The organism is Rhizobium sp. 05N430, assembly GCF_056396985.1.
The window spans coordinates 50,910-62,203 of the sequence record NZ_JBFTMO010000014.1 but is presented as its reverse complement, the minus strand read 5'-3'; the positions used below and the strand labels follow the sequence as shown (position 1 = coordinate 62,203).

Sequence of the window (11,294 nt, the reverse complement as noted above, 5' to 3'; positions counted from 1 at the left end):
GCTCAGCCCTTCATCATATTGACGTCTTCGACCGCGATCGAACCGCGGTTACGGTAGAAGACAACGAGAATTGCAAGACCGATGGCCGCTTCTGCAGCCGCAACGGTCAGAATGAAAAGTGCAAAGACCTGGCCGACGATGTCGTTGAGGAACGACGAGAAGGCGACCATGTTGATATTGACCGCGAGCAGAATGAGTTCGATCGACATCAGGATGACGATGATGTTCTTGCGGTTCAGAAAGATGCCGAAAACGCCGAGCGTGAAGAGGATGGCGCTGACCGTCAGGTAGTGGGAAAGACCGATGACCATGTTCTTTGTTCCTTATACCTGTCCTTAGACACCCTGCCCCGGCTTGACGGTGACCACCTCGACGGCGGTCGCCGGCGTGCGGGCAACCTGCTGGGAAATATTCTGGCGGCGGATATTCGTGCGATGCTTGAGCGTCAGCACGATCGCGCCGATCATGGCGACCAGAAGCACCAGCCCGGCGATCTGGAAGAAGTAGACGTAATTCGTATAGAGCACGTCGCCGAGAGCCGCCGTATTGGTGCGTTCCGTCAGCGCCGGGATCGGCATGGCGACGGTCTTGGCGATCTCGGGCGAAATCACGCTGCCGCCGACGACAACGATCAGTTCGGCTGCGAGGATCAGGCCGATCAGTGCGCCGATCGGCGCATATTCGAGAACGCCCGCGCGCAGCTCCGTGAAGTCGATGTCGAGCATCATGACCACGAAGAGGAAGAGAACCGCGACCGCGCCGACATAGACGACGAGCAGGATCATCGCCAGGAACTCGGCGCCGAGCAGCAGGAAGAGGCCCGCGGCGTTAAAGAAGGTCAGGATCAGGAACAGAACCGAGTGAACCGGGTTCTTTGCCCAGATGACCATGAACGCCGACGCTATCGCGACGAAGGCGAAAAGATAGAAAAATAGAGCCTGCAGACCCATGTTGGTGCCTTTTTCATCTTCCCCCGGGCAGCCGGGAGTTTCCCTGCCCGATGAAGCTTCGTCACCCCTGAAGGGCCGGCAAAGCTCCGGTGCATGTTGACCGCGGGCGGCGAGTGCCAGCCCTGCGGCATTTCAAATTTCAATCAACGGTACGGAGCGTCGATCGCGATGTTGCGCGCGATTTCACGTTCCCACCGGTCGCCATTGTCGAGAAGCCGCTGCTTGTCGAAGTAAAGCTCTTCGCGGGTCTCGGTGGCGAATTCGAAATTCGGGCCTTCGACGATCGCATCAACAGGGCAAGCTTCCTGGCAGAAGCCGCAATAGATGCACTTCACCATGTCGATGTCGTAACGCACGGTGCGGCGCGTGCCGTCATTGCGGCGCGGGCCGGCCTCGATGGTGATCGCCTGAGCGGGACAGATCGCTTCGCAGAGCTTGCAGGCGATGCAGCGCTCTTCGCCGTTCGGATAACGGCGCAGTGCGTGTTCGCCGCGGAAACGCGGAGAGACCGGACCCTTTTCGAATGGGTAGTTGATCGTCGCCTTCTGCTTGAAGAAGTAGCGCATCGACAGAAAGAATGCGCCGACGAATTCCTTGAGGAACAGCGAGCTGACGGCGTTGGACAAGCTGGCCATCTTCAACCTCCAAATTTGCTGGAAACGAGGAAGGACATGATCATGCCCATCCCATCAGCTTCAGCACGAATGCAACAATGACGACCATGGCGAGCGACAGCGGAAGGAAGACCTTCCAGCCGAGGCGCATCAGCTGGTCATAGCGGTAGCGCGGCACGAAAGCCTTGACCATCGCGAACATGAAGAACACGAAACACGACTTCAGCATGAACCAGATGATGCCCGGGACCCAATTGATCAGCCAGAAATCGACCGGAGGCAGCCAGCCGCCGAGGAACAGGATCGTCGTCAGCGAGCACATCAGGCAGATGGCCGCATATTCGCCGAGCATGAACATCATGTATGGCGAGGAGCCATACTCGACCATGAAGCCGGCAACCAGTTCCGATTCCGCTTCAGGAAGGTCGAAGGGCGGACGGTTGGTTTCAGCCAGCGCCGAGATGAAGAAGATGATGAACATCGGGAACAACGACAGCCAGTGCCAGTCGAGGAACGAGCTGGGCAGGCCGAGCTTGGTRCCGAGGCCGGTCTGCTGCGACATGACGATATCCGTCAGGTTCAGCGAACCCACGCAGAGAAGAACGGTGACGATGACGAAGCCGATCGAGACTTCATACGAAACCATCTGCGCTGCCGAGCGGAGCGCGCCGAGGAACGGGTACTTCGAGTTCGAAGCCCAGCCGCCCATGATGATGCCGTACACTTCGAGCGACGAGATCGCCAGAATGTAGAGAATGCCGACATTGATGTTGGCGATAACCCAGCCGTTGGCAACCGGCACGACCGCCCAGGTCGACAGCGCCAGAAGCACGGTGACCAGCGGGGCCAGCAGGAAGACGACCTTGTTGGCGCCGGCCGGAATAACCGGCTCCTTGAAGACAAACTTCAAAAGGTCAGCGAAGGACTGGAAAAGACCGAAGGGACCAACCACATTGGGTCCACGGCGCAGCTGAACGGCAGCCCAGATCTTACGGTCGGCAAGCAGGATGTATGCGATGAAGACCAGCAGGCAGACGAGCATGAGCAGCGACTGACCGACCATGATGAGGCCAGGCAAGACATAAGTTGAAACAAACGATTCCATAGTCCCCTGCCCTTACTCTGCCGCGACTTTGAAGTTGTTGCGGGCCAATGCCGAGCACTCGGCCATGACAGCCGAGGCGCGCGCGATCGGGTTCGTCAAATAGAAGTCTTTGACCGGTGAAGCAAACCCGGATTTGTTCATCTTCCCGGCTTTTTTCGCAACTGCGGCAATTTTGGCGCTGTCGCTTTCGGCGATCTCGTCGATGGCTGCGAAATGCGGGAATGCCGCATAGAGCTTGCCGCGCAATTCGCTAAGCGAATCAAAGGGAAGCTTCTTGCCGAGCACGTCGGAAAGCGCACGCAGGATCGCCCAGTCTTCGCGGGCGTCGCCCGGTGCGAAACCGGCGCGGTTGCCCATCTGGACGCGGCCTTCGGTGTTGACCCAGGTACCGGACTTTTCGGTATAAGCAGCAGCCGGAAGGATGACGTCGGCGTTATGCGCGCCCTGGTCGCCATGCGAGCCGATATAGACCGTGAACTTCGCGGCTTTCCTGGTGAAATCGAGTTCGTCTGCGCCGAGAAGGAAGAGCACGTCCATGGAGGACAGCATGTCCGCAGCGTTGACGCCCTTGGCGCCCGGCACGAAGCCGAGGTCGAGGCCACCGACGCGGGCCGCTGCCGTGTGCAGGACTGCAAAACCGTTCCAGCCGTCGGCAACAGCACCGACCGTGCCTGCGAGCTTGGCGGCGCTGGCGAGAACGCCGGCACCATCAACACGCGAGAGAGCACCCTGGCCGATGATGATCAGCGGCTTCTTGGCATCAGCAAGAACCTTGGCGAAGGCATGGTTGCCGTCGACGAGATCCTTCAGCGTATCCGGGCCAGCGCCGAGATATTCGTAATCGTAGCGCATGTCGCCGGCTTCGCCGATCACACCGATCGGGAAACCGCCGCGGCGCCAGCGCTTGCGGATGCGGGCGTTGAGAACGGCCGCTTCGAAGCGCGGGTTGGCGCCGATGATCAGCAGCGCGTCGGCTTCTTCGATGCCCTGGATGGTCGGGTTGAAGATGTAGCTTGCGCGGCCGAGCGACGGATCAAGTGCCGCCCCATCCTGGCGACAGTCGAGGTTCTCGGAACCGAGCGACTTTACCAGTTCCTGCAGCGCGTACATTTCTTCGACTGTGGAGAGGTCGCCGGCAATCGCGCCGATCTTCTCGCCGGTCGTGCCAGCCACTGCCGTCTTGATGGCGCCGAAGGCTTCGGCCCAGGTTGCCGGCTGCAGGCGGCCGCTCTTGCGGACGTAAGGACGATCGAGGCGCTGCGTCTTCAGGCCGTCCCAGATGAAGCGGCTCTTGTCGGAGATCCACTCTTCGTTGATCTGGTCGTTGACGCGCGGCATGACGCGCATGACTTCGCGGCCGCGGGTATCGACGCGGATCGCCGAACCGAGCGCGTCCATGACGTCGATCGATTCCGTCTTGTTTAGTTCCCACGGGCGGGCCGTGAAAGCGAAGGGCTTGGAGGTCAGTGCGCCGACCGGGCAGAGGTCAACAACGTTGCCCTGCAGCTCCGAGGTCATCGCCTGCTCGAGATAGGTGGTGATTTCGGCATCTTCGCCACGGCCGATCAGGCCGAGCTCAGAGATACCGGCAACTTCGGTGGTGAAGCGGACGCAGCGCGTGCAGTGGATGCAGCGGTTCATGACCGTCTTGACGAGCGGTCCGATATACTTGTCCTCGACGGCGCGCTTGTCTTCCTGATAGCGCGAGGTGTCGATGCCGAAGGCCATCGCCTGGTCCTGCAGGTCGCACTCGCCGCCCTGGTCGCAGATCGGGCAATCCAGCGGGTGGTTGATCAGCAGGAATTCCATCACGCCTTCGCGGGCCTTCTTGACCATCGGCGTGTTGGTGAAAACTTCAGGCAGCTCGCCGTTCGGGCCGCCGCGAATATCGCGGACACCCATGGCGCAGGAAGCCTGCGGCTTCGGCGGGCCGCCCTTGACCTCGACGAGGCACATACGGCAATTGCCGGCGACCGACAGCCGCTCATGGAAGCAGAAGCGCGGAACTTCAGCGCCGGCTTCCTCACACGCCTGGATGAGCGTGTAGTGATCCGGGACCTCGATCTCGTTGCCGTCAATCTTCAGTTTTGCCATCGTCACTCAAGTCCTGTTTCCCGTTCGCCGGATGGCGGCAAACAAACCTATTCTGCAACATGACCGCTGCCAGGCGGGATTTCGTCCCCGCAGGCATCGGCGTCGCCCAAATTGTCTTTCCCCGGCCCCGGGGAACCCGAGACCCGATCGGCCTGCCGTGAACGAGGCCCCTGCCCCGTCATGCCTGCCTTATTCCCTCCGGCCGCTTGGGTCAGCCGGAAAAATTCAGCTTCGCTTGCGGCCCTTCGCCGCGAGCGCCTTTGCCTGGCCGCGCCAGTCGTCGCGGGCGATCCGGCCGTCGAAGCCGAGATCGGCATCAACGCCTGCCGCTTCCGCATCGCTCCAGGCGGCAATCGCCGCAAAGGTACGGATGCCCCTGGCGTTCAGAACCTGCTCCAGCTTCGGACCAATGCCCGAAATCAGCTTCAGGTCGTCGGCCTTCTTGGCACGGCTCACCGGCTTCTTCGCAACCTGGGCCTCAGGCTCCTCGGCCGCGACGATCGAGAGCTTCGCCTTGCGCACCGCGGCCGGACGGATATTTTCCGGCTTGATGCGAACCTCTGGCTTTGCAGCCTGCGGCGGGTTCTCGTCGAGGACCTCGGCAATCCGGCTGGTCGCCTCTAAGACGCCCTGCAGCGCTCCGAAGAAGGCGCCGGCCATCTGCGTCGAGAAACCGATGCCGACGGCGGTTGCCGCAGCCATCGCCGCGGCCGGATGGGCCATCAGCGGGTGGATCGGCGTTGCCTTGGCGTTTTCCAGCATCTCGGCAGCAAGACGGCCGAAGTCAGCCGAGAAATCGGCTGCCCCTTCCTTGTCATTGCCGCCAGATGCCTTGGCCATCATTTACTCCGCAGCTTCCAGAACAGCGCCGTGATCCATGGCGCTTGCCGTGTACTGGTCGATACGCGCTTCGATTTCCGGACGGAAATTGCGGATCAGACCCTGGACCGGCCATGCAGCAGCATCGCCGAGCGCACAGATGGTGTGGCCTTCGATCTGCTTGGTGACCTGGAACAGCATGTCGATTTCGCGCTTCTGGGCGTTGCCCTTGGCCATGCGCTCCATGACGCGCCACATCCAGCCGGTGCCTTCGCGGCACGGCGTGCACTGGCCGCAGCTCTCATGCTTGAAGAAGGCCGAGATACGGGCGATCGCCTTGATGACGTCGGTGGACTTGTCCATGACGATCGCGGCGGCCGTACCGAACGAGGAGCCGACGGCGCGCAGGCCATCGAAGTCCATCGGGCAGTCGATGATGTCCTTGGCCGGAACGATCGGGCACGATGCGCCGCCCGGAATGACGGCGAGCAGGTTGTCCCAGCCGCCGCGGATACCGCCGGCGTGTCGATCGACGAGCTCACGGAAGGTTATGCCCATCTCTTCTTCAACGGTGCACGGCTTGTTGACGTGGCCCGACAGCATGAACAGCTTGGTGCCAACGTTGTTCGGACGGCCGATCGAGGAGAACCAGCCGGCGCCACGGCGCAGGATGGTCGGCGCAACAGCGATCGACTCGACGTTGTTGACGGTCGTCGGGCAGCCGTAGAGACCCATGTTCGCCGGGAACGGCGGCTTCAGGCGCGGCTGGCCCTTCTTGCCTTCAAGGCTTTCGAGCAGCGCGGTTTCTTCACCGCAGATATAGGCGCCGGCGCCGTGATGGACGTAGATGTCCATGGGGTAGCCGAGCTTGTTGCTTTTGCCGAGCAGGCCGGCGTCGTAGCACTCATCGATCGCCGCCTGCAGGGCTTCACGTTCGCGGATATATTCGCCACGGACGTAGATATAGGCAGCATTGGCGCCCATGGCGAAGCTGGCGATGACGCAGCCTTCGATCAGCGTATGCGGATCGTGGCGCATGATATCGCGGTCTTTGCAGGTACCGGGTTCCGATTCGTCGGCGTTGACTACGAGGTAGTGCGGCCGGCCGTCGGATTCCTTCGGCATGAAGGACCACTTGAGACCAGTCGGGAAGCCTGCGCCGCCACGGCCGCGAAGACCGGAAGCCTTCATCTCGTTGATGATCCAGTCGCGGCCCTTTTCGAGGATCTGCTTGGTACCGTCCCAGTGGCCGCGGCTCATCGCGCCCTTCAGGGACTTGTCCTTGAGGCCGTAGATATTGGTAAAGATGCGGTCTTTATCTTGTAACATGCTTCACCTCTTACCGCGGCTTCTTGCCGAAGACCTTGATATATTCCGCTTCACCGCCCTTGGCGAGCGCCTTGGCCTGCTTGACCCAGTCGTCGCGCTCGATGCGGCCCTTGAAATTCAAGTATCCATCGACCCATTCGCGTTCAGCCTTCTTCCACGCGCCGACTTGCGCGAAGGTGAAGATGCCGAGTTCGTTCAAAATAGCTTCGATCTTCGGACCAACGCCGGAGATCAGCTTGAGATCGTCAGGCGCAGCAGGCTTTGCGATGCCGGCCGGACGGTTCTTGTCTTCCAGCGAAGGCTTGGCAGCGGCCGGAACAGCGGCAGCCTTGGCAGGCTTTTCAGCGGCAACGGGTGCAGCTTCAGCAGCGGCGTTCTTGGCAGCAGCCTTCGGCGCCGTGACAGGCGTCTTCAGCGCGGCATTGGTCTCTGCGTCGGTGCTCTTCGGACGCGCAGCTTCCGACGGCGGAACGCTGACGGCATCGGCATCGGCCTTCTTCGCAGAGGTCTTTGCCTTCGCCTTCGGCTCTTCGGTCAGAAGCGACGTCGGGCCACCTTCCGGCGACGAGAAGTGACGATCGATCTGCGGACCGGGCTTAACGCTCGCGCCGTTGCCGGCGTTGAACGTGTCGATGATCTCTTCGAGGCGCTCAGGCGTCAGATCTTCGTAGGTGTCCTTGCCGATCATGATCATCGGCGCGTTGACGCAGGCCCCGAGACACTCGACCTCTTCCCAGGACAGCGTGCCCTCGGCGTTGCGCTCGAACGGGTGCTGGTGGATCTTGCTGCGGCAGACGCCCATCAGCTTTTCCGAACCGCGCAGCATGCACGGCGTGGTGCCGCAAACCTGAACGTGGGCGCGCGTACCGACAGGACCCAGCTGGAACTGCGTGTAGAAGGTCGCAACCTCGAGGACGCGGATATAGGCCATGTCAAGCATGTCGGCGACCTTCTCGATCGCCGCCCGCGTGACCCAACCGTCCTGCTCCTGCGCTCGCATCAGCAGCGGAATGACCGCGGACTGCTGACGGCCTGCGGGATATTTCTGGATCGTCTTATCCGCCCAGACCGCGTTTTCGTCATTGAAGGCGAATGCGGCAGGCTGGAATTGATCTTCGGCTAGTCGACGAACGGACATTCTTCCTCACGCCTTGTCAGTTTAGGGTCCCACACCGCGAGGCCGTCAAAGACTGCATCTCACAAGCGTAGGCCGACTGGTCTTTCTGCAAAAACACTACGAATTTCTTGCCATTCGGTACCGCAGCCTTGATCTGATAGCCCTTGGAAACAAGCTCCCCGATCGTGGCCTGACCGCTTGGCGGCGTTATCTCTTCCGCACCGAGCTTCGGGCCGAATCCCTGCGTATTGTCCTGGGCGAAGGCCGAGGCGGCAACGAGGAATGCGGCGGACGAGAGCACGGTGAGCTTCATCAGCGGTCAACCTCACCGAAGACGATGTCGAGCGAACCGAGAACGGCTGCGACGTCGGCCAGCTGGTGGCCGCGGCACATGAAGTCCATCGCCTGAAGGTGGGCATAGCCCGGGGCGCGGATCTTGCAGCGGTACGGCTTATTGCTGCCATCAGACACCACGTAGACGCCGAACTCGCCCTTCGGCGCTTCGACAGCGGCGTAAACTTCGCCGGCCGGTACGTGATAGCCTTCGGTATAGAGCTTGAAGTGGTGAATCAGCGCTTCCATCGAGCGCTTCATCTGTCCACGCTTCGGCGGCACGACCTTGCCGTCAACAGACGAGAACGGACCAGTCTTCGCGTCGGAAAGCAGGCGATTGACGCACTGCTTCATGATCCGGACCGATTCACGCATTTCGATCATGCGGATCAGGTAGCGGTCGTAGCAGTCGCCGTTCTTGCCGATCGGGATATCGAATTCGAGATCGGAATAGCACTCGTAGGGCTGCGAACGGCGCAGATCCCACGCCGCACCCGAGCCGCGTACCATGACGCCGGAGAAGCCCCAGGCCCAGCAATCTTCCAGCGACACGACGCCGATATCGACGTTACGCTGCTTGAAGATGCGGTTGCCGGTGAGCAGATCATCGATGTCATCGAGCTTGCCCGGGAACTGGTCGCACCACTTGCCGATATCCTCGACGAGATCTTCCGGCAGATCCTGGTGGACGCCGCCCGGACGGAAATAGGCAGCGTGCATGCGCGCGCCGCAGGCACGCTCATAGAATACCATCAGCTTTTCGCGCTCTTCGAAACCCCAGAGCGGCGGCGTCAGCGCGCCGACGTCCATGGCCTGCGTGGTGACGTTCAGGAGATGCGAAAGGATACGGCCGATTTCCGAGTAGAGAACGCGGATCAGCTGGCCGCGGATCGGAATATCGATGCCGAGCAGCTTTTCGACGGCCAGGGCATAGGCATGCTCCTGGTTCATCGGCGCGACGTAGTCGAGGCGGTCGAAATAGGGCACGGCCTGCAGATAGGTCTTGGTCTCGATCAGCTTCTCGGTGCCGCGGTGCAGCAGGCCGATATGCGGATCAACACGCTCCACAATTTCGCCGTCAAGCTCCAGGACAAGACGAAGAACGCCGTGCGCCGCCGGATGCTGCGGTCCGAAATTGATATTGAAGTTGCGGACGTTATGTTCTGTCATGGCGATCGGGCTCGCGTTCTCAGATAATCAGCAGCTGACGGGATTGCCCACCAGCCACTATCAAAATTTACTGCTTCGCCTTCTCATCGCCCGGCAGCACATAATCCGTGCCTTCCCATGGCGACATGAAGTCGAAGTTGCGGAATTCCTGCTTCAGTTCCACCGGCTCGTAGACGACTCGCTTGGCGGCGTCGTCGTAGCGAACCTCGACGAAACCTGTCGTCGGGAAATCCTTGCGCAGCGGATGTCCTTCGAAACCGTAGTCGGTCAGGATGCGGCGCAGATCCGGATGGCCGGTGAAGAGAACGCCGTACATGTCCCAGGTCTCGCGCTCGAACCAGTCGGCGCCCGGATAAACGGCGCAGGCCGAGGGGACCGGCGTGTCTTCGTCGGTCGCGACCTTGATGCGGATGCGCAGGTTCTGCTTCGGAGACAGAAGGTGATAGACGACATCGAACCGCAGCTCGCGCTGCGGCCAGTCGACGCCGCAGATGTCGATCATGTTGACGAAGCCGCACTTGGCATCATCACGCAGGAACGTCAGCAACGCGATCAGGTTTTCACCTGTCGTCGTCAGGGTCAATTCGCCGAACTTCAGCTGCGACGCGGCAACCAGGTTGCCACGCGCTTCCGAGATATAGGACGACAGCTCAGTGAGGGCTTCGCTCATATGTCTTGTCCTTAACCCTTACCGCTCGATCGTGCCGGTGCGCCGGATCTTCTTCTGCAGCAGGAGCACGCCGTAAAGCAGAGCCTCTGCCGTGGGGGGACAGCCCGGCACGTAGATGTCGATCGGCACGACGCGGTCGCAGCCGCGAACAACCGAATAGGAATAGTGATAGTAGCCGCCGCCGTTTGCGCAGGACCCCATCGAAATGACGTAACGCGGCTCAGGCATCTGGTCATAGACCTTGCGGAGCGCAGGCGCCATCTTGTTGGTCAGCGTGCCGGCGAYGATCATGACGTCGGACTGGCGCGGTGATGCGCGCGGCGCAAAGCCGAAGCGCTCGACGTCGTAACGCGGCATCGACAGCTGCATCATTTCGACAGCGCAGCAGGCAAGACCGAAGGTCATCCACATCAGCGAGCCGGTACGGGCCCAGTTGATCAGCTCGTCGGTCGAGGTGACGAGAAAGCCCTTGTCGGCGAGCTCGTTGTTGATTTCGCCGAAGAAGGCGTCATTGGCGCCGATCGGCTTGCCGGTCGAGGGATCGATGATCCCCTTCGGGGCCTGAGAAACGAGCGGCTGATTGCCGGCTGGGGTCACTCCCATTCCAGGGCTCCCTTCTTCCATTCATAGATAAAGCCGATGGTCAGCACGAAGAGGAAGACCATCATGGACCAGAAGCCGAACCAGCCGATGGCGCCGAAGGAAACGGCCCAAGGAAAGAGGAAGGCGACTTCGAGGTCGAAGATGATGAAGAGAATCGACACGAGATAGAAGCGGATGTCGAACTTCATGCGGGCATCGTCGAAGGCATTGAAACCGCATTCGTAAGCAGAGAGCTTTTCCGAATCAGGCGCCTTGAAGGCAACGGCGAACGGCGCAATCAGAAGGGCCAGGCCGATAACGAGAGCGATACCAATGAAAATAGCGATCGGAATGTAATTACCGAGCAGTTCAGTCATCATGTTCATCCCTGCTTGCCGGCTGCGCCGGGCGGCGCAATGGGCAAATGCCCGGCAAGCGAACGTGCGTTGCAACAAGCCGTGGTTAGCGCAGGCTGAGCCACGGCGCAAGACTTTTAGAAGACCAATTCAAG

At 60.8% G+C, this 11,294-nt stretch carries 13 protein-coding genes; all 13 read right to left on the bottom strand.

The window, feature by feature from the left end; translation table 11 throughout:
• Positions 1 to 2: 2 nt before the first annotated feature.
• Positions 3 to 311: an NADH-quinone oxidoreductase subunit NuoK gene (gene nuoK / locus AC1DJO_RS23525; RefSeq protein WP_018900202.1), complete on the bottom strand. Its 309-nt coding sequence runs from the start codon at positions 309 to 311 to the stop codon at positions 3 to 5.
• 24 nt (positions 312 to 335) lie between these two features.
• Positions 336 to 950 (bottom strand): NADH-quinone oxidoreductase subunit J, encoded by a 615-nt coding sequence (locus tag AC1DJO_RS23520; protein ID WP_112389680.1) that lies wholly within the window; start codon positions 948 to 950, stop codon positions 336 to 338.
• Positions 951 to 1,093: 143 nt separating this feature from the next.
• Positions 1,094 to 1,585, bottom strand: a complete 492-nt coding sequence (gene nuoI, locus AC1DJO_RS23515) for an NADH-quinone oxidoreductase subunit NuoI (protein WP_112389679.1) — start codon at positions 1,583 to 1,585, stop codon at positions 1,094 to 1,096.
• Positions 1,586 to 1,625: 40 nt separating this feature from the next.
• Positions 1,626 to 2,669: an NADH-quinone oxidoreductase subunit NuoH gene (gene nuoH / locus AC1DJO_RS23510; RefSeq protein ID WP_112389678.1), complete on the bottom strand. Its 1,044-nt coding sequence runs from the start codon at positions 2,667 to 2,669 to the stop codon at positions 1,626 to 1,628.
• Positions 2,670 to 2,681: 12 nt separating this feature from the next.
• Positions 2,682 to 4,763, bottom strand: coding sequence for an NADH-quinone oxidoreductase subunit NuoG (gene nuoG, locus AC1DJO_RS23505; RefSeq protein ID WP_477973161.1), 2,082 nt, complete (start codon positions 4,761 to 4,763; stop codon positions 2,682 to 2,684).
• A 225-nt stretch (positions 4,764 to 4,988) separates the two neighbouring features.
• Complete coding sequence (locus AC1DJO_RS23500; protein ID WP_477973159.1) at positions 4,989 to 5,606, bottom strand: 5' DNA nuclease; 618 nt, start codon at positions 5,604 to 5,606, stop codon at positions 4,989 to 4,991.
• Complete coding sequence (nuoF, locus tag AC1DJO_RS23495) at positions 5,607 to 6,911, bottom strand: NADH-quinone oxidoreductase subunit NuoF (RefSeq protein WP_112389675.1); 1,305 nt, start codon at positions 6,909 to 6,911, stop codon at positions 5,607 to 5,609.
• 10 nt (positions 6,912 to 6,921) lie between these two features.
• Complete coding sequence (locus AC1DJO_RS23490; RefSeq protein ID WP_477973157.1) at positions 6,922 to 8,049, bottom strand: NADH-quinone oxidoreductase subunit E; 1,128 nt, start codon at positions 8,047 to 8,049, stop codon at positions 6,922 to 6,924.
• Positions 8,050 to 8,065: 16 nt separating this feature from the next.
• Positions 8,066 to 8,341, bottom strand: a complete 276-nt coding sequence (locus tag AC1DJO_RS23485; protein ID WP_112389673.1) for a hypothetical protein — start codon at positions 8,339 to 8,341, stop codon at positions 8,066 to 8,068.
• Positions 8,341 to 9,531, bottom strand: coding sequence for an NADH-quinone oxidoreductase subunit D (locus AC1DJO_RS23480; RefSeq protein ID WP_477942088.1), 1,191 nt, complete (start codon positions 9,529 to 9,531; stop codon positions 8,341 to 8,343). The genes AC1DJO_RS23485 and AC1DJO_RS23480 overlap by 1 nt, the downstream gene beginning before the upstream one ends.
• A gap of 67 nt (positions 9,532 to 9,598) precedes the next feature.
• Positions 9,599 to 10,201 (bottom strand): NADH-quinone oxidoreductase subunit C, encoded by a 603-nt coding sequence (locus tag AC1DJO_RS23475; protein WP_112389671.1) that lies wholly within the window; start codon positions 10,199 to 10,201, stop codon positions 9,599 to 9,601.
• 18 nt (positions 10,202 to 10,219) lie between these two features.
• Complete coding sequence (locus AC1DJO_RS23470) at positions 10,220 to 10,804, bottom strand: NuoB/complex I 20 kDa subunit family protein (protein ID WP_477973155.1); 585 nt, start codon at positions 10,802 to 10,804, stop codon at positions 10,220 to 10,222.
• Positions 10,795 to 11,160 (bottom strand): NADH-quinone oxidoreductase subunit A, encoded by a 366-nt coding sequence (locus tag AC1DJO_RS23465; RefSeq protein ID WP_112389750.1) that lies wholly within the window; start codon positions 11,158 to 11,160, stop codon positions 10,795 to 10,797. Before AC1DJO_RS23465 ends, AC1DJO_RS23470 begins: the two co-directional genes overlap by 10 nt.
• Between the last annotated feature and the right edge of the window lie 134 nt (positions 11,161 to 11,294).

Bases quoted from the DNA above. Each gene is read 5' to 3' on its own strand.
- nuoK (WP_018900202.1), bottom strand. From the start codon at position 311: ATGGTCATCGGTCTTTCCCACTACCTGACGGTCAGCGCCATCCTCTTC.
- AC1DJO_RS23520 (WP_112389680.1), bottom strand. From the start codon at position 950: ATGGGTCTGCAGGCTCTATTTTTCTATCTTTTCGCCTTCGTCGCGATA.
- nuoI (WP_112389679.1), bottom strand. From the start codon at position 1,585: ATGGCCAGCTTGTCCAACGCCGTCAGCTCGCTGTTCCTCAAGGAATTC.
- nuoG (WP_477973161.1), bottom strand. From the start codon at position 4,763: ATGGCAAAACTGAAGATTGACGGCAACGAGATCGAGGTCCCGGATCAC.
- AC1DJO_RS23500 (WP_477973159.1), bottom strand. From the start codon at position 5,606: ATGATGGCCAAGGCATCTGGCGGCAATGACAAGGAAGGGGCAGCCGAT.
- nuoF (WP_112389675.1), bottom strand. From the start codon at position 6,911: ATGTTACAAGATAAAGACCGCATCTTTACCAATATCTACGGCCTCAAG.
- AC1DJO_RS23490 (WP_477973157.1), bottom strand. From the start codon at position 8,049: ATGTCCGTTCGTCGACTAGCCGAAGATCAATTCCAGCCTGCCGCATTC.
- AC1DJO_RS23485 (WP_112389673.1), bottom strand. From the start codon at position 8,341: ATGAAGCTCACCGTGCTCTCGTCCGCCGCATTCCTCGTTGCCGCCTCG.
- AC1DJO_RS23480 (WP_477942088.1), bottom strand. From the start codon at position 9,531: ATGACAGAACATAACGTCCGCAACTTCAATATCAATTTCGGACCGCAG.
- AC1DJO_RS23475 (WP_112389671.1), bottom strand. From the start codon at position 10,201: ATGAGCGAAGCCCTCACTGAGCTGTCGTCCTATATCTCGGAAGCGCGT.
- AC1DJO_RS23465 (WP_112389750.1), bottom strand. From the start codon at position 11,160: ATGACTGAACTGCTCGGTAATTACATTCCGATCGCTATTTTCATTGGT.